Here is a 19,706-nt window from a genome sequence, read left to right as displayed (position 1 = left end):
ACTAATTTGTTAATTTAAAAATTCCTTTAAGTGCTAATCCGTTAACTTTGGCTCCTTTGGTAGCAGTTGCGGTTTCTGGATCAACCACATATACGTGCGTTTCACCATTGTTTGCATTTTCTCCATTTTCTCCAATAGCTTCGCCTACACGACTGCTCAAATAAGCTTTACCATCTTCGACAAATAGTGGTGCAGTATATCGATTGGCATGGGCAGGTACACCTTTAACATCGGTTATTGTTTTATTAACTAAGTCTAATATTACAAGTTTGAAAAAGCTTCCTTGCTCTTTAAATACTCCCCAAGCAGGTAATGTATCATCTAATATGATTCTCCCAATAGCTTTTCCGTTACCTACATAATCCATCCAAAATAATTTCCCTCCATTCGTAGTATTTTCTACATCAAAAAAATAATCAACATCAAATGTTTCAGAACCATTACTAATTTTTAAAATACCAGAAGGTTTGGTAGCAGCAGTAAAGCCAGCTGTCAGTGCTGAAGAAGAATATGAAAAAATATCATTAGTTTCGGTCTTGATAATTCCTGTACTGTGACCGTTAACACCGATTGGACTCGTTCTATCATCGTAGATAATATTCTCCAATTCAAATTCGGGGTAACTAAAAATCGCTACATAGGCACGATCTACATCAGGTGTTACATAAGAACCATCTGCCGCCCATTTATGATAAGAAACAAATAATTTACCATCGCGCAAAATCATACCAGTAACCCATGGAATAGATCCTGGATTGGCTGCAGTACCATCGCCTGGATCAATATCAATTGGGTGAGATATAATTTTTTCTAATTTGCCAGTCTCTGCATTTATAAAATGAAAACGCTTATCGGAAAGTCCACCGTAACTAAGCTCTACTGCTAATAATGTTTTATCATCAATTGCCGAAAAGTTGTCCAAAGTATTTTGAAACGTAAAATTGGCAACTTCGTTTATAGCTCCATTTTCATCTAATTGAAAGGCGATTGATTTATCATCATCAGAGTATCCAGCGGTAAATACAGTATTATTTGCTTGATGAAAAAAACGCCATCCTTTTAAAGGTATTCCTTCACCCTCAACAGAAATTTCACCTGTTGTTAAAGATTCTAGAGAAGGTAGTGCTACTATGTAATCTACTGGAGCCCCTTGCCCTACGGGTAACGCCTGAAAACCAACTACATATTTTGAATTTTGAGAAGACCCTGGTTGCGTAGGCTCAGTTGGCTCTGACACATCATCATCGCTGCTACATGAAAATACGCATAATGATACTATAGCTAAGCATATAGTTCGAGTGATATAATTAAGTGTGTTCATTTGTATTAGTATTTAAAGTTATTTTAATTTGATAAATAGTATCTGAATTTAATATAAAATGCTCTTCCTGGTTTTTGAATATTCAAATTATCATATATCATCTCATCGGTTATATTTTGTCCTAATAACGATAGATTATACATCCCGTTTTTGAAAGAATATCCTAACTGTATATTGTGTGAAAATTGGTTTGGAATAAAAATCCGTTCTTCTGAAGATCCTTGAGTATATGACTGAAAAGGAAATTCGTTTGCATAGTAGGAAGCTAGAGAAAAGGTTAAGTTGTCGTGAGAAACAATAGCGGCCTTCCAAGTATAACCAACACTTAAGTTTCCAAACAGATAGGGAATATTTGGGATACGCACATCCAGAACATTGTCTTGAATTTTTTGATACGAACCATTCATGGATAAAAATATATTTTTATATGTGGCACTTACTTCTCCTTCGATACCGATACTACTTGCATCTGCAGTATTATAATACCTTGAATTAATACCTTCTGACCATAAAACAATGAGATTTTCAGTTTTTCTCATGAAGAAATTAGTATCAAAACGAATACTACAACTTGCACATTTAAATGTACCTGTAAGTCCTAAGTTTACATTATAACTCTCTTCTGGTTGTAAATTAGAATTTGCCTTTAACAACAAACCATCTCCAAAAATCTCATAACCTTCAGGAATTCTAAACGTTCTTTCAAAAGAAGTTTTAAATTGCATAGCGGGTGAAAATTTATACGTAGATGCCACTCCATAGCCAGTTTTGACAAAAGCATTATCAAAGTGACTGAAACGATTTTGATCATCGTTAGAATAAACATCCTCTATAACACCCTCAGATTTCAGGAAATATTGTTTTAAAAACAAAACGTTTTTCCAATTACTAGTAATAAGGTCAAAGTCATAAGAAATACCCATTATATTTTTGTCTAAAATATGTGGGTCGTTAAAAGGAATTCTCGTTCGTTTAGCAGGATCTTTACCAGTTCTTTTTACATAATTCTTGGTATAATTAAAACTTAAAACACTTGTTTTACTTAAATTATACGAGGCAAAGGTGTTTAGTAGGTGAACTCTATCTTTGAATTGAAATAAGGTTTTACTAAACTCAAACTCCCCTAAATCTTTATCCTCTCTCTCGATATACCCACCAAACCAATCATACTTTCTGCTTGATGTATCCACAACTTTATCAAAGTTTTGACCTATAGAGGCATATGCTTTGATATGTAACTTTTCTTTTAATAAATTCGCCTTTTGATAAATTAAGGAAACATTAAAAGTTTCATTTTGGGTAAAGACCTCGCCAAATGGATTTTGTGGATCTATTGGGTGCTGTATTTCATTTTTATTAGCTGATGAAGTTATGCCAAGCAAAAAGCGATCGGCAAAAGACTTATGTACAACTCCCGATTGAACTGTAATCATTTGAGAGTTATATGCATCATGAAAACGTCGTACATTATCTTTTGTTATACCTGTATCATTACCCAAATCATCACGTATCTCAATACCATCAATAGTATAATCATTATCAGAATGATTGTAGTAAGAAAATGCTTTAATTACAAAACCACTATCTGTATGATATTGTGCATTTAGAGTAGCACGATGCGTATTAAATGAACCAAAATCATAGGATGCATCGATAAAATTATTAGTGCGTTGATTTGTGACTAAATTTACAGCACCACCCAAAGCATCGGCTCCCAGATAAATAGGCACTACACCTTTGAAAACTTCGACTCTATCAATTAAAGTTGCAGGAAAATTATCGAATGTCATCGAACTTCCGAAATTTTCTAGAGGTATGCCATCAAGAAAAAACTTAACTTGTTTTCCTGTTAATCCATTCAAAGAAAAGTCAAATGCAGAACCTAAACCCCCATTTTGTCTTAGATTAATACCTGGGATAGTTTTTAAAACTGCATTTATATCTGTACTTGTATTTTTAAGCCCCTTTGTCTCTACCACCTCAACTTCAAAAGCTTGTTCTCGAATCTTTTTTGCCTCGGTCTTAACATTTAAATGCACATCGTCAAGGGTACTTATATTTTCTTTTAGAATAGCCTTTATTTCTAAAGTACTTTGATCATCGAGAACTAAAGTTTTAATAAAAGAATCAAACCCTATGTAACTAATTGTAAGTGTATATTTACCTGACGGAATTTGAATGCTAAAATTGCCTTCAAAATCGGTCGCAACTCCTTTGCTAATTAGTCCATCAATCTTTACCGAAGCATCTGGTATGGGCTGTAAAGACTGATCTTGCACACTGCCAATTATAAAGGATTGTGAATATCCTATAAAACTACTGCACAACAAGAATAAAACAGATAAAAAAATATTCGTATCAAACGAAAAAATTCTTTTTATGAGGAATTTCTTTACCACTTCAATTTATTATTTATATTTGATCTAAATAAGTTTTGTGCAAAAATAATAGCTCTTTCGTGATTAAAACGACGTATTATGGATAAAAAAAGACGGGAAAACATCACGTCTAATGTTGTTGAAATTAATGAAACTCAACAGATAGGATTACATACAGTTATCGAATTAGTTGACGAAACTGAACATTGCGGTATAAAGACTTTACAGTATCAAATTAAATCTAATGTTGGTAAAGGTTCTCTAGTAACATTTGCTTTTTCTGGAGTAGAAATTATCATGTATGATATTGTGCTTTATGAAGATTTTAAAATAAATGGTGATCTTTTATTGAATGTACTCGAAATGTCTTTTTTAATGGACGGCACCAAGATTATAGGGATAAAAAAGCGAAACGAAGCTATCATTTTGGAGCATCAGGAATGTTACCTATTATACCTTTCTAAACTTAGAGGATCTGTAAACTATTTAGGAAAAAACCCCCTTAAAGAAATCAAAATTAGGATGAGTTCAGACTTTATAAAAAAATACAATCTTGACCAAGAGTATGACTTGTCCAATGTATATGCGATACCTAGCGAAGATTCAAAATTTATCAAACCTATTTGTAACAAGTCACAAGCTATTCTAGCAGATATTCTGTCAGATAATCGTATAGGTCTTTTAAAAAGATTATTTCTAGAATCAAAAGTATTAGAACTTTTGTTACTGCAAATAGATCAAACCAATGTTACTGTACCTATGCTCAATGGAGCTCATGACCATTTAGTAAAAAAACTATATAAAGTTCAACATCTAATAAGTAAGGACATTTCCAAACAATACTCCATAAAGGAATTGGCACGAATTATTGGCATCAATGATTTTGTATTGAAAAAGGAGTTTAAACAACTATTTGGAATGACAATTTTTGAGTATGCTATGGAGCAACGACTTACTACTGCCAAGAACTTGCTATTACACAGCAAAAAACCTATTTACGAGATTGCAGAAGCTGTAGGTTATAAAAACTCTACTCACTTCTCGGCAGCGTTTAAAAAGTTAGAAGGCGTAACTCCAAAAACATTTAGAAAACCAAAATTACCCTAAAAAACTTTATCGCTATTAAATAATCCATATAGTAGTTTATAAGATTTCAGAATTTTTAAGAAGATCTACTAATTTTTGAATCATTAGCGTAATAACTAGTACTATCGGAATCAAAATAAGTATACCGATAACCCCAAACTGTTGATACCCCAAAACACTCATTCCCCAACATATTACAACCCATTGTATGATGTAAATGCTTGTAACACGTTCACTACAATAATACAAAAAGCTAAAGATCGAGTTATGAGCTGATCGTGATACAATTTGATACGAAATCCATAATATGATTAAATTGAACCCTGTAAGATAAATTACTCCTCCTTGTCCTAAGTGAAAGTAATCTCCGAAATGATACTTATAATCATAAAAACACATAAGCAATCCAATGATTAAGGTTATTAAACCTATAGATAGCATTCTCGAGAATATAAATTTTTGATTTCTTTGATTTTCATGATACCAACGACCGAAAAACATGCCAACCAATATAAAAGTAAACCAAGGAAAGATTGCAAAATAAATATCCCACTTATCACTCCACAAAATAGCAAGCAGATAATCCAAACCATCTATTCCGCTCATAAGACCTCGAACATAAGGAGTAGCTATGAGTATACAAAATGCAATAAATAGCGGTATCCATTTATTTACAGAAAAATAATTAATTACCCCCATAAAAAGTAATGAAACACCCGCCAGTTGTAAAATATCCCCCGTACCAAATAAGTACAGTAAATTTTTCCATGATAATGGAGTGGTCCATCCATAAGCTGCAATAAAATTCTCTGGCATAATTCCTAAAAGTATAGGAACATGAAACTTTAAAAAATTCATACCATAGCCAGCCGCCAACAATATTAGTGCTCGCTTACAAGAAAGCTTTAGCGATTGGTTACGAGATAACGTATACGAGAAACCCATAACTAATAAAAATATAGGTGTTCCCTTTCCAATCGTGTGAATGCAATATCCTAACCAAGTATCAGACTGTGTAGCAAGATCCCCATACATCCATAAAGTATGAACTATTGCAATTAAGAAAACGCTCAATCCTCTTGCAAAATCAATGGTGTGTACTCTATTTGAAAAATCATTCATATTACTTTCTTTTTAAATACTGTGTTTTGTAAGTTTCTTTGATAAAGCTTTACGTTTTCTTACGCTTACGTTAGATAGAGTATCTGTATATCCCATATAAAACATTCCCATAGACTTTTCATTGGGAGCAAGCCCTAATTTTGCACATAAGCATGTGTCGCCAGTGATGTATCCCAATAACCTGCAAGTCCGTGAGCTGTGCAAGAGAGCCAAATATTTTGTACTGCACATGAGACCGCAGCTAGTTCTTCCCACTCGGGTATTTCTATGGTTTGGCTACGCTTCATAATTATTACAATTACCACTGCATTCGCCGCATACTTCTTTGTGGCATGATAGCGCTCCTCGGTAAATTGTGCTATTGGCAGTCTCTCTTTATAATAGTGAGCCAGAAAATCGCCAATCGCTAACGAATGTTTACCCGTGAGTTGAATAAATCGCCAAGGTTGCGTCATTTTATGAGTGGGTGCCCAAATAGCATCTGATAAAATTGATTCTATAATTCTTTGATCAATCGTTTTATGTATAAATTGATCTGCATATACAGTTCTTCGCTCTCTTATAATATTTGATAACAAGGTAGCTTTGGTGGGGTGTTCACTTTTATCCATTCTTTTTTATTTGGTACCGCTATTTTTTTTAAAAGGAAAAATTGGATTCTCTAGAACACCTTCTAGTATCAAACTCTCAATAGGATCGGCAAGATTGAGCATTTGTTGCGTATTTGCCAATTGCAATCGGTTTAAGCAACAGCGATCAAATTGGGGGGTAAAGAGGTCATAGCGCTCAAATTTTTCTGAGAACTCTGGGTGCTCATCTTGGTAAGCATAAATATTTTGGGCTACCAATTTCCAAAATTCATATTGCGGAAACTTTGTATGAGTCTCTAAAATAGCCGACATAAATCTAAAAAAGCAATCAAAAACATCTGTGAATATGGTAAGAATCTTCATTGTGTCTGAGGTTTCAGTATATAGGCGATCGACTGGTTTTGGCAGCTTTGCATCAGGATTAAATACGATTACCTCTTCAGTAATATCCTTCATCAAACTCTTAACGGGTACATGATTTTCCATTACCATAATTAAGTTTTCCCCGTGAGGCATAAAGACCAATTCGTAAGCATAAAAGCAATGTAAAATTGGTGAGAAATATACATCGAGGTATTGACGAACCCAGGTTTCAATGGGTAAAGAAGAGGCTTGTATACATTCTTTTAGAAATGAATTGTTAGTACTATCCACATGTAAAAACGCAGCCATAGTGAGCGTTTTTTGTCCTTCTTTTATTTTAGAATTAGGAGTTTCTCTCCACAAAGCAGATAGCATCTTATTGTGTGCATCCGTCTTACCCAAAACTTCAAAATAAGTATTTGTATAACCTACTGTAGCAACCTCTTCCAACATTGTAAAACCTTTTTTAGTAAGAAATGTATCCTGTTCTAACAGCTTGGATATCCAAGTTGTTATTGGAGGCGTACTTTGCATATAATAAGGTGAGAGTCCTCGCATAAATCCCATATTCAAAATTGACAGGGCTGTTTTAGTGTATAATTTGTGAGGATTAGATTGATTATATAAGGTACGTATAGATTGCTGTGCGCTATACTCATCTTCACTTCTACCAAGATATACTAAATTTTGATTTGCTATCTCTGGCGCAAATAAGGATGTGATTTTATGATCCCATTGCCAAGGGTGCACAGGAATAAAAACATAGGACTCCATGATTAATCCCATTGCTTCCAATTTTTTATTAAATCTAGCTATTTGGGTAACGCCTAATTCTTTACGCATTAACGTATTGTACTCATATCCTTTAACCGCAGTATACGTTGCTCTGTCTTTATGACCCGCTAACCATACAATATTAAAATTTTTATTAGCTTCGGGAGCATAATCTCCAAAATCACTGCTGGCAAAGCCAATACGCCCATTATTAGCTACAAAACAAGGGTGTCCTTCGAACATTGCATGCTCTACAGTTTGAAAACTTGAAAACACCAATTCTTTTGCAGTCCTATTTTCATTTTTAATTTTAAATGCTGCGCTATAAAGAGTGCTAATAATTTCCTGCATATAGGTGGCCAAAAGATGCTCTGGAATACCTAGAGTTTTTCTAAACTCTGTAATAAAGAGTAACGCATCCAAGGGTTTGGCGACACCTTGCTGATATTTGTGTATTGAATTGGGTTTTATCTCCCAGTGATCTAAACTCATCTTTTTTGCCTCAAAGCGATACTGGTAAGTAGAATTATCGGCAATCACTTCATATATGTCATAAGAAGTATCTAATTTTTCAGTAAGTTTTGGAAGCAAAACCAATTCGTGAGCAAACTCACTTAAAGCTTTCTTAATCAAAAGTCGATTTGCTTGTTGCCAAACAGTGGGCTCAAGATGTGTGATTAAATTTGCATCATGCGAAGATGCTATTGCTGAGTTGAGTGTCATTATTGTTTATGCTGAAGTGATGATATTTCTTGAAAAGCTTTATTGAAGTCTGATTCTGTACAAAATGCTAATCCAGCTTCTTTATTAGGTAATTTGATGACTTTATGATAACTAAATCCCATTTTTTTGTTTAAAACATGAATTTTATCATTCCGTATATCGGGCTCAACAACTACTCTAATTGCTTTTTTGGAGTAAAAGAGAAATTGCATTACAGTAAGAAAAATCGATGTTGTAAATCCCGATATAGGCTGCTTCACTGGAGCCACTAAAATATGCATTCCAATATCTCCTTTTTCACAATTATAGTAAGAGGACAGAGAATCCTTTGCCACAACGTAACTTTCCATTAAAAAAATGGGGGTTCCATTAAGTGTACCCATATACATTTCATACCCATCTCTAGCCTCAAAATCTGCATACGCTTTTTGAACGTCTTGAAGTGAAAAATGCTGCATTTCCCAATATTTTGCATAAGGTTGCGTCACCCATTTATGAAGTATCTCACAATCATTATTTAATTGAAAGGGACGTAACCTTATAATGCCTAATCCCTCTATTTCTTTTTCAAAAGATGTCATGCCAACAGTAGCGTTTGATTTTATCATTGTAAAGAATTTATTGAGCTACTAAATCATGTTTAAAACGAGCTATCGGATTTTCTAATCGTCCAGCGAATTGTAGTAAAGCAACAGGATCATCTAGATCAATCATTTGCTTATGATTTGATAATTGTAATCGGTTAAGACACGAGAGACTAAAATCGGGAGCAAAAAGATCATAACGCTCAAATTTTTCTTTATACTCAGGAAACTGTTCTTGATACGCTTTAATATTTTCTGCTACTAATTTCCAAAAGTCATTTTCGCTATACGTAGTATGAGCTTCTAAGATTTGCGCCATATACCTAAAGAACCCATCAAAGATATCTGTGAAAATAGATAGTAATTTAACGTCTTCGGGTACTGGAGCATACATGCGTTTCAGATGTTCTGGAAGTTCTACATCTGGATTGAGAATTACAGCTTCTTCGGTAATATCTTTCATGAAAATACGAGCAGGTAGGTTCTCATTAAGAACCATAATGATGTTTTCGCCATGGGGCATAAAAACTAGATCAAAATGATAGAAACAGTGTAATAGCGGACTCAAATAGGCTTTAAAGTATGCAGATAGCCAAGATGATATAGATCGCCCCGAGGCCTGAATGAGATGTGGCAAAAAAGCCTCTCCTTTATCATCAATATGAAGAAATGCTGCCATCGTCATAGCGCGCTCACCACTAGTTAACTTTGGTACTGGACTTTCTCGCCATAGAGATGCAAGCATTTTATTATAGTCATTGTGCGGACCAAATTCTTCAAAATATGGATTTACATAACTAACAGATGCTACTTCACTTAGCATACAAAAACCTGTTTCCTTTATAAATGAATCCTTGTACAATAGATTTTCTAGATAACTTGCCATTTTGGGCGCAGTTCCTAAATAATATACCGGTAAGCCTCGCATAAATCCCATATTTAAGATAGATAATGCGGTTTTGGTATAAAATTTATCTGAATGTGTTTGATTGAATAATGTTCGTATAGATTGTTGCGCCAAATATTGATCTGCACCATATCCAAGACAAATCAAATTATTAGAAGCTAGTTCTGTAGAAAAAATAGTTGCTAATTTGTTAAACCACTGCCAAGGGTGAACGGGTATAAAATAGTAATCTTCTGGGTTCTTACCCTTTTCTTTTAGTATAGTTTCAAACTGTACACGGGTAGCTGTATCAAGCTCTTGTTCAATTACTTTTTCATAAGATAATTCTAGACTTCCAGAATAGACAGTTTTGTCCTTATGACCTGCTAACCATAGTAAAGAAAAAGAATTTCCAGTTTCTGGAGCGTATGCACGGTAATCACTACTATCAAATCCGATACGGCCATTATTAGCAACAAAACCTGGATGTCCCTCGGTCATGGATTGCTCAATAGTTTGAAAATCAGATACTACTAATTCTAAGGCTGAAGGATTTCCTTTTTCCATTTTAAATACACTTCCATGTAAGGTACTAATGATCTCTTCTAAATATAAAGGAAGCTTTTCTTTAGCAATTCCTAATTGTTCTCTGACCTCTTTAATAAATAATACAGCATCCAAGGGTGCTTGCTCACCCGTGTTTACTTTGGTTATCGACATTTCATCTATCCAAAGATGTTGTAACGCCAAGGGTTTAGCCTTAAATTCATAGCTAACGCTAGCTTTATCTGTTGTAAGCAAATAGTGCTTCCAACCACTTTTGAGATCCTTGACAATTACTGGCTTGATCAAAAGTTCGTGAGCAAACTCTGTTATGGCTTTTTTGACTAGCAATCGATTTGCTTGTTCCCAATTTTTTGAGGATATATGGGCTATAGACTGTTGCGGAGTAACAGCATTGTTTATGGTATTCATAGTGGTTCTTTTTTGGATAGTAGGGTTGTTTTTGATTCTGCTATGTACTTCTTTTTCTAGAAAAGCTAATTGCGCTGTTTTATGAGGAAGTTCTACTACTTTATCTAGTACAAAACCTATACGTTCACATAACGCAAACATCTTTTTATTGTGAATATCTGGCTCGACCAAAATTCGGTCTACAGAAGATTCTTCAAAAATGAAATTGGTAATCGTATTAAATAAATACCATGTAAAATGAGGTATTTTGACTCTAGGAGGTGCAACAAGTACATGCATTCCACAATCTGTTGATTTCACATCATATGTAGTACCAATGACATCATATTGCGGATGGTATTTTTCTAAAAGAAATACAGCTGTATGCTTATAAATTCCTATAAATATTTGGTATTGTTTTCTTTTCAGTAATTTATGATACTCTTCTTTAAATTCGCGCAAGGTGCATCCAATCATTCCCCAATACAGGGCATATTCTTGATTTACCCATTCATAAATCGTATCGGCATCCTTACTTAAATCAAATGGTCTAATACTAACGCTCCCAAAATCTGGAAAGTTGGTACTATAACAAATGGCTGCTTTGTCTGGTGTCATTTTATCTTCTATGTTATCACTCATCAAGTAGCTAATTTTGAATTGTTATTTGACTGTTTCTCTTTTTTTTAAGATGTGAACCAAAAAAAACAATGTACAATCCTAGGGTCATAAGAAATCCAAAGAAGGCTACTAAGAAAGGAAGCTGAACTCCCTGCTGCTCAACAAGGATACCTACAGTAAAAGATGCTATCAATACTCCAAGGTTTTGAAAAAAATGCACCTTACTGTAATCGGTAGCGTAAGAGGTCTCATCACTTAGCTTAAATAGTAAAACGTCAAAACGGACAACACTATAAAAAAGCGCATATCCATATACAATACGACCAATAACTACACTTACAGGAGACGGTATCCCTTGCAATATCAAACCAATAGCCCCCAACAAAAGAGGTGTCAATATTCCATTAAATCCTTTGGTATCTGCATCCTTAAACCTTACTACTAAAATTAAGAATGCTACTATACCTGGTATGGAGTACATAAAACCTGAGAGTATTGTATTATCATACGAGGTTGTAAGCTCCCAATAAGCAACAAAAAAAGGTCTAATTAAAAAATCACTGAAATACAACAGTAAGGTTATCAACCCTATTTTAATTATAAAACTATTGCGGGCATACGTACTCGAAGACACTTCATTGTTAGAAGCATCTTTTTCAACCAAGAGCTTCTTATTATATTTTGCTAATAATACAGCACTAACTCCCATCTGCACAAAATCCCCTGCGGCCATAATAATAAAAATGTAACTTGCATGAATCAAGTCGACTGTGAGTCCCCCCATTAGTGCTCCAACAATACCTCCTAGATGCACGATTACTGACAGTAATCCAATCGTCTTAGTATGTTCTGTTTTTGAAGTATGCTTTAAGATTAATGGGTAAACAAGTAGGTAGCTTCCTTTAAATAATATCATTGTCAGCGATATTATCCAAAAGGTGAAATAATTGTCGGTATAGAAACAACAAAGTGCTAATATTCCCGCAATACATTGTGTAATAACAAGTATTCTTAGTTCATGTACATACTTAGATAAATATGCCCAGCAAGGAAAAGCAATCATCACCATAAAACAAATTGCAGCAAAATAGTACCCTACTTGCCGTGGATCCTTAACACCAAATCTTGCTTCAAAAAAGTGCGGATAAAAAGGATGTAACAAATAATCACTGATAACAGCGACCAAGGTCATGCCCAATAGATATAATTTTAAATGCATAGGGTTAATTAACTAAGGAGTCTGTAAATGCTAATTTTTCTTCTGCAGTTACGCCAAACTGTTGAAAAGCAATGCGCTTTTCTATTGGATAATGCTCTATTCCTGTTAATTCTTTGATAATTGAAGAATTGCGATAACACGCCATACCCAAATCAGGAGTCACAAAACCATGAGTATGTAATTCTGCATTTTGTACAAAAATCTCTTCTCCACCATAATCAATTGCATAATTGCGGTGCACTGCATATCGTTGATGTTTATCCCATTTTATCCTATCGCTAATCCCTTCAATAAATTTTGGTGCTTGGTAATGATAACCTGTTGCCAATACAAGCCCTTCGGTTGTTACTTGAAACATTTCATCTTGCTCCAAATGGTGCAATGTTATGTCTAAACAAGTATCATCAGAATTATAGCCCAATTTCTCTAAGGATGCATGCGTACGTAATTCTACATCAACAGTAGCAATAAGCTTTTTGGCATATAAAAGGTCATATATGTCAGCTATCAAGCTCTCATTAATTCCTTTATATAAATGTTTTTGTTTCGAAATAAGCTCATTTCTTTTCTCCTCAGGCAATTGATAAAAATAATCAACATATTCTGGTGAAGTCATCTCAAGCGTTAATTTGCTATATTCTAAAGGAAAAAATCTTGGTGAACGCGTAATCCACTTCAAACTATACTTTTTACTGTCTATATCTTGAAGAAGATCATAAAAGATCTCTGCAGCACTTTGACCGCTACCAACGACAGTTATAGATTTTTTTTGCTGTAGCGTCTCTTTATGTTGAAGGTATGTAGAAGAATGAATAGTATTTGGAAACGCTCCTTCACAACTCTTCGGGATATAAGGAACGGTTCCCGTTCCAAGCACTATTTTTTTTGCATAGCGTATAGCGATCACGCCGTTTGTTGTATCTTTTGTATGTACACAATATAACTTTTTCTGTGCATCATATTCAATGTATAATACCTCTGTATTAAATAGTACATTGGATAATTTTTGAATAGCCCATTGGCAGTACTGGTTATACTCATTACGTAAGAGTAAAAAGTTTTCTTTAATATAAAAGGAGTACATTTTGCCTTGTTCCTTAATATAATTTAAAAAACTATAAGGACTAGTAGGATCTGCCATAGTTACCAAATCTGCCATAAAAGGTATCTGAAGCGTAGTATCTTGCATTAACATACCTGGATGCCAATTAAAACTTTTGCGTTTATCCAAAAATAATCCATTGAGGTCTTTAATTGGTTCTGTTAAACAAGCTAATCCCAAATTAAAAGGTCCCACACCTACTGCTATAAAATCAAGGGTTGGTATTTTGTGTGTCATTGTTTTGTATTTCTGTAATAAAAAGATAGTCTGATATCAATGAAATGGGTTTCATCCCTTTGTATCTATGTCCTATGTTATAATAGGTTATTTGATTTTATATAATCCTCGTGATACAGTTGACCTTCAGCTTTTATGAGACGGATAATGCCACAAATATGTTCGATCGTACTCTTAGGATTTAGTAAAGTAAATTTTAAATAAATTTTACCCTCTACTCTAGTGCTTGCCACAGAGGCTCTACCACTATCAAATAACACTTTTTTTATATGTAAGTTTAAAAGATCATAATCTACAGTATGGCCAGCATTAGGTCCAAGATATCTAAAGACTACAGTACTCAATTCGGGTTGATGTATACACTCAAAGGACGTATCTTTATCCAATACAGAGTATACCTCATTCGCTAGAAAATGTACCCGTTCCAGATATCCTCCTAAGGTCTTTGTACCTACAACCTTTAAAGTAAACCAAAGTTTAAGTGCATCAAATCGTCTAGTCGTTTGTATGGATTTTTCGATAAGATTGGGGCGATCAAAATCTCTTGTATCTATGGGGTTGAGATAATCTGCAAAATGAGATACATATTTGAAATATTCTTTATCTCGAACCAAAAATGCGCTAGAACAAACTGGCTGAAAAAGAGTTTTATGAAAATCAATTGTAATAGAATCTGCCTGTTCTATTCCTTGAAATACAGTTTTATGAGACTCTGTTAGAATGTAACAACCTCCATAAGCCCCATCTACATGCAACCAAAGATTCTCTTTTTTTGCAATTGTTGCAATAGCATTTAAAGGGTCAAAGCTTCCAAAATCCGTAGTTCCGGCAGTAGCTACTACAGCAATAGGAAAATTACCAGCTTTTTTTTCTTTATCAATAGCCAAAGTTAAAGCGGCTGTAGACATTTTCATTTTTTCATCGGTTGCGATCGGGATTACAGAGTCATAACCCAAGCCCAACAATGCTGCATTTTTCTTGATACTAAAATGTGCTTTCTCTGAACAAAAGATTTTAAATTTACTCACCACATCAGACCACCCATTTTGTTTAAGATTTAACCCAAAGTGTTTATAAGCATAATCGTCTCTAGCCATCAACAAGGCCATAAAATTTGATTGTGTACCACCGCTAGTAAATACACCATCGGATAGTTTAGGTAAGCGCATTTCATTGCAAATCCATTGCATTAATTCTTGCTCAATAAAAGTTGCTGATGTACTTTGATCCCATGTTTCTACTGCTGTATTGACAGTTGAAGCAATTAAATCTCCTAATAAGGACGGGATAACTGTGGGGCAGTTAAGATGCGCTAAATAATCTAGATGATGAAACGATATCGTATGATCGAGGTAACATGCTTTAAGCTGGTCCAAGGCTTGCTCGATAGAGATTGGTTCTTCTGGCGTTACTTTATATGAACGCTGGGTTGCTTTAAGCTCTTTGGGGGAAATACCGCTGTAAAAATTATCTTTTTTCAAAAACGAAATAAGATACTGTAAAGTGCGATCTAAGCTGTTTTTATAACTATTTATAGAGTCATTATCCAAAATATGAGCAACCTCAAGATCGGGTGCTGTGACGGTAGGGGTTTCTAAAAACATTTTATTTTTATTTAATCTAAATAAATTGAAATGCAAAAATAGGTTAGAATAATAATTGAAAAATGACGCAAACTGGATAAAAAATGACGGTACTTAAATTAAATTTAAAATTATATAATACCAGCTAAAAACCTAAGTTAAAACCTTAATTTACTTATTGAAAAACAATAAATTAAATTAAAAATTAAATCTTTAAAAGTAGTCTCATCTAATTTGTTTAAACGAATACTAGATAGATGAGTGCGAATACTAAAATGCTTCATTTAAAACATTATTGTCGTTGTATGTTTGCTTCAAGTAACCCTCAAAACCCTAACGTCATGAAAAAGCATATATTTTTATTTTCTTTCATATTTATTCTTCACTTTGGATTCTCTCAAGAATTTAAGCCGTCTACAGATTATAAGATCAACAAGGCTATAGTGAATACTCCTGATGGTTCACCTTCTTACATTCTTAGTTTGACAGATATCAACGGTACTTTAAAAGATGTTAGTCCTCTAACTATAACAGATACCGAACTTTATGAAGAAGTTTTTGTGAGCACTTTAGAAAATCCAGGACTAGAAGGCGTAAGAGAAATAGTAAAACTTGAGGTAGAATATTATGCATGTTGTGCACATGTAGATGCTTTTTATTATATGATTAAAGATGATGCTACGATAGTTGAAATCCCCAAATTGCAAAATGTATATTGTGAAGGAACTAACAGTGATTATCGCTATATTTTTCCAAACCAAGATTTTGGAATAGAAGGAAACGTTCTTAAAACAAAGGTTGGATTTAACAACGATTCTTCTATACAATATGTAAGTTTAAAAGAGAGCTATGCTGTAGTAAATGATATTTTAACCTTAAAACCATATGATGCACTAACTTCTAATTAAGTGATAGGATAAAGGGTTCCCCAAACCTTTATCCATCACTACCAAGAAGTTATATTTTGTGATTTATTTTGCCTAATAAAAATCACACTCAGGGGTCTCCAATTACTATCTCACTTTTTTAGTAATCGGAGTTCCCTTATATTTGTAATTGCAACCGAACCTACTCGGTTGCAAATCTACTTTTTACAATGTCAAAAGGAACTACCCCAATCCTAAAATTTGTTTGTAGCATTAACTCTGCTATTTTCTATCTATTGCTACTAATAAGCGGTGGTGCAACCGCTCAAAAATATCAATTACGCGCTTTTACCTTAGAAGATGGTTTGCCACAATCACAGGTCTATGATATAACTCAAGACGAAATCGGATATCTATGGCTAGGTACCCAAGGTGGTGGGTTATCTAGATTTGATGGAGAGCAATTTACTACTTGGAATGAAGGTGATGGATTACTGTCAAATTACATACACTCTCTAGAGTTTTACAACGACAGTTTGTTTATCGGGACCAAACGAGGACTTTCTATTAAATATAAAAATTCATTCATCAATAGCGAAGGTCCGCGAGTTAATAAAATATTCCGCTTCAACGAAAAAATTTATTTAGCTACCAATGTAGGCATGTATACGTATAATGCTACGCTGGGTATGCAAAAGCTTAACTTGAACAAAGGCATTAATACTAGTATAATCAATGACCTTTTATATGATGGTAAACGCTATTGGATTGCAACAAGCAAAGGCTTATGGACAACCAAAACCATGGACGAAAAATCCGCTACTCTAAAAAGAAAAATTTCGAGAAACTTTACAGCGCTTCATCAATATAAAAATAAAATGTTTGCTGCTGCATTTAACTCTGGCTTCTTTGTTTTTGATCTTAAATCAAAATACCGTCGTGGACTTTCTGTTAAAAAACCTTTGCGTATCAACTCAATTTCTTTACAGAATAATGAATTGTGGATGGCTTCAGATAATAATGGTATTTATCAAGTAAATCCTAATAATTATAAAATTGTTGGAAATATCAACCGAAGTAATGGACTCGCCGTGTCTCACACCCGTAAAGTCGTCAATGATCGCGACGGAAATATATGGATCGCTACATCAGGGGCTGGCTTTTATAAGTACTACTTCAATAATTTTACTCATTACAACCAACAAAATGGACTGAAGGGAAATCGAGTCTATGCGGTTCATGCTAGAGATAATGAAATTTGGGCCTCAAATTCTGAAGCAGGACTCGTACGAATTGACTCTCTGGGGGTAACACCCATTGACCTAGAAGACGAATTGATTTCTACAAAAATAAAGACAATTACTAGCGATACCTCTGGAAATATTTGGGCAGGTACAGATGGTAAAGGTATTTTAATAAAAGAGTTGGTCCTAAAAGATAGTATCCTTATTGATAATAGCAAAAAAAAGCCTGTTGTTACGGACACCCTAACAACAAAAACCTATACATCACACATACTTAACAAATACTCTGGGCTACCTTCAGAATGGATACGTAGTATCTATACGCGTAACGATACGGTTTGGGTCGCCTCTTATTCTTCGGGTATATTTCGGTTTACATATGATTTTAAAAGGAAACGTATGCGTAGGTTAAAGTTTTTTAGTACCCGTAATGGTATTGATGACTTACTCATCCGAGATTTAAAAGCTGATGCCGCTGGTAACGTTTGGTATGCGACCCAAAATGGGCAGTTAGGATATATAAAAGGAAACAAAATAAAACATTTTGGCAGTGTTTTACCTCAACGAGTAGCTATAAGTAGCCTTCTATTTAACAACAATACGCTCTACCTAGGAACAGCTGGCAGAGGGATTTGGTATGCAGATTTAACGACCAAAGAATTGAAATTTAATAAACTTAAAGGTGCCAAAAATCCATTTTCGGATAATATCTATCAAATGATTTTTGATAACGATGATAACCTCTGGATCGGTACCGAGCGTGGTGTTGATAAGTTACTTCTCAACAAGTCGCACACGATCGTTGATCTTTATCACTATGATAGAAACGATGGCTTTTTGGGTATAGAAACCTGTCTTAATGCTATTGATAAGGACGAAAATGGTAATTTATGGTTTGGAGCTATTTATGGGTTATCAAAATATCAAATAGGTAAAACTTCAAGGTCGATTAGTCCGCCAAAATTATTTTTTGAAGATGTCGAAATTGCGTACAAAAGTATTGATTCTATAAATTGGATACGATGGCAAAACAATCTTCATACCCTAAAACTAAAACCTACACAGACCCAACTCACGCTAAGTTATCAAACAATTGATATTGATCACCCCAACGAGATTCAGTATAGATTTAGATTAGACAATGCTTCTTGGAGCCCATGGACAAAAGAAAATAAACAAAATTTGGCTGGTTTGGCCTATGGAGATCATAATTTTACCGCGCAATCACGTAATTACCGGTGGAAAGAAAGTGAACCGATTTCACTACAATTCTTTATAGATAGTCCGATTTATAAAAAAACATGGTTTATGTGGACGATGTTACTACTTGCCATTTTAGTACTATCGCTATGGACTTTTTGGTACTTATCAAAATTGAAACAAAAAAATCTTGCTGTACAAGAAAAATTACAATTAAAAAATCATTTACTAACGCTTGAACATAAAGCTTTACGATTGCAAATGAATCCTCACTTTATTTTTAATGTACTTAATGGTATAAAAGCAATGGGAACCAGCAATCCAAGTAAAATGAATAGTACTATTAATAGCTTTGCTACTTTATTACGTGAGATTTTATATAATTCTAGAAAAGATTATATTACACTTGATCAAGAGATTAAGACTTTAAAGAATTATATTGAGGTGGAGCAAGTAATGGCAAGCAAACCTTTTTCATATATCATAATTACAGATGATGATGTTGATACAGAAGAAGTACTGATTCCTCCGATGCTTATTCAACCATTTGTAGAAAATGCTATTAGACATGGTATTTTAAAAGGAAATCAAAACGGAAAACTTCAGTTGAAATTCGAAATAAAGAGTGATTTTTTACATTGTACAATAATTGATAATGGAGTAGGTATATTCCAATCAAATAATAACAAAGCCAAAACAGATCACCAATCTATGGCATTAACCGTTACCCGAGAACGACTTGACTCAATAACTGGTAAGGATGCTTTAAAAATCAAAGAAATAATTTTGGAAGACAACAGTATTGGAGGAACAGAAATTTCCTTCAAAATTCCAGTAACTACAGACTATTAAT

The 19,706-nt window shown here is 34.1% G+C and carries 13 protein-coding genes; 3 read left to right on the top strand and 10 right to left on the bottom strand.

The window, feature by feature from the left end; all coding sequences use genetic code 11:
• Nucleotide 1 precedes the first annotated feature (1 nt).
• Both ACE939_RS15175 and ACE939_RS15170 read right to left on the bottom strand, forming a co-directional pair.
• Complete coding sequence (locus tag ACE939_RS15175; protein ID WP_378186518.1) at nucleotides 2–1,321, bottom strand: DUF4374 domain-containing protein; 1,320 nt, start codon at nucleotides 1,319–1,321, stop codon at nucleotides 2–4.
• Nucleotides 1,322–1,344: 23 nt separating this feature from the next.
• Complete coding sequence (locus ACE939_RS15170) at nucleotides 1,345–3,720, bottom strand: TonB-dependent receptor domain-containing protein (protein WP_378186517.1); 2,376 nt, start codon at nucleotides 3,718–3,720, stop codon at nucleotides 1,345–1,347.
• A 78-nt stretch (nucleotides 3,721–3,798) separates the two neighbouring features.
• Here ACE939_RS15170 and ACE939_RS15165 point away from each other — a divergent pair, with 78 nt between their 5' ends.
• Complete coding sequence (locus ACE939_RS15165; protein ID WP_378186516.1) at nucleotides 3,799–4,806, top strand: helix-turn-helix domain-containing protein; 1,008 nt, start codon at nucleotides 3,799–3,801, stop codon at nucleotides 4,804–4,806.
• A 36-nt stretch (nucleotides 4,807–4,842) separates the two neighbouring features.
• Here the strand turns inward: ACE939_RS15165 and ACE939_RS15160 are convergent, their stop codons facing one another.
• The 8 genes from ACE939_RS15160 to ACE939_RS15125 form a co-directional block, all read right to left on the bottom strand.
• Entirely contained in the window at nucleotides 4,843–5,907 is a 1,065-nt protein-coding gene (locus ACE939_RS15160) for a heparan-alpha-glucosaminide N-acetyltransferase domain-containing protein (protein ID WP_378186514.1), read from the bottom strand.
• Between the two features lie 134 nt (nucleotides 5,908–6,041).
• Nucleotides 6,042–6,518: a nitroreductase gene (locus ACE939_RS15155; RefSeq protein ID WP_378186512.1), complete on the bottom strand. Its 477-nt coding sequence runs from the start codon at nucleotides 6,516–6,518 to the stop codon at nucleotides 6,042–6,044.
• A gap of 6 nt (nucleotides 6,519–6,524) precedes the next feature.
• Nucleotides 6,525–8,357, bottom strand: coding sequence for an IucA/IucC family protein (locus ACE939_RS15150; RefSeq protein WP_378186510.1), 1,833 nt, complete (start codon nucleotides 8,355–8,357; stop codon nucleotides 6,525–6,527).
• Complete coding sequence (locus ACE939_RS15145; RefSeq protein WP_378186507.1) at nucleotides 8,357–8,965, bottom strand: GNAT family N-acetyltransferase; 609 nt, start codon at nucleotides 8,963–8,965, stop codon at nucleotides 8,357–8,359. The genes ACE939_RS15150 and ACE939_RS15145 overlap by 1 nt, the downstream gene beginning before the upstream one ends.
• Before the next feature lie 10 nt (nucleotides 8,966–8,975).
• Nucleotides 8,976–11,423: a GNAT family N-acetyltransferase gene (locus ACE939_RS15140; RefSeq protein ID WP_378186505.1), complete on the bottom strand. Its 2,448-nt coding sequence runs from the start codon at nucleotides 11,421–11,423 to the stop codon at nucleotides 8,976–8,978.
• A gap of 7 nt (nucleotides 11,424–11,430) precedes the next feature.
• Nucleotides 11,431–12,621 (bottom strand): MFS transporter, encoded by a 1,191-nt coding sequence (locus tag ACE939_RS15135; protein ID WP_378186503.1) that lies wholly within the window; start codon nucleotides 12,619–12,621, stop codon nucleotides 11,431–11,433.
• Between the two features lie 4 nt (nucleotides 12,622–12,625).
• On the bottom strand, nucleotides 12,626–13,960 hold the full coding sequence (locus ACE939_RS15130; protein WP_378186501.1) for a lysine N(6)-hydroxylase/L-ornithine N(5)-oxygenase family protein: 1,335 nt from the start codon (nucleotides 13,958–13,960) through the stop codon (nucleotides 12,626–12,628).
• Nucleotides 13,961–14,037: 77 nt separating this feature from the next.
• Nucleotides 14,038–15,564 (bottom strand): pyridoxal phosphate-dependent decarboxylase family protein, encoded by a 1,527-nt coding sequence (locus tag ACE939_RS15125; RefSeq protein WP_378186499.1) that lies wholly within the window; start codon nucleotides 15,562–15,564, stop codon nucleotides 14,038–14,040.
• Between the two features lie 320 nt (nucleotides 15,565–15,884).
• Here ACE939_RS15125 and ACE939_RS15120 point away from each other — a divergent pair, with 320 nt between their 5' ends.
• Together ACE939_RS15120 and ACE939_RS15115 are read left to right on the top strand one after the other, a co-directional pair.
• Nucleotides 15,885–16,451: a hypothetical protein gene (locus ACE939_RS15120; RefSeq protein ID WP_378186498.1), complete on the top strand. Its 567-nt coding sequence runs from the start codon at nucleotides 15,885–15,887 to the stop codon at nucleotides 16,449–16,451.
• Between the two features lie 188 nt (nucleotides 16,452–16,639).
• Entirely contained in the window at nucleotides 16,640–19,705 is a 3,066-nt protein-coding gene (locus tag ACE939_RS15115) for a two-component regulator propeller domain-containing protein (RefSeq protein ID WP_378186496.1), read from the top strand.
• Nucleotide 19,706: the final 1 nt, after the last annotated feature.

Origin of the sequence: Aquimarina rhodophyticola, from assembly GCF_042434915.1 — a bacterium.
Classification (GTDB): Bacteria; Bacteroidota; Bacteroidia; order Flavobacteriales; family Flavobacteriaceae; genus Aquimarina.
This window is presented reverse-complemented; position numbering and strand designations above follow the sequence as displayed.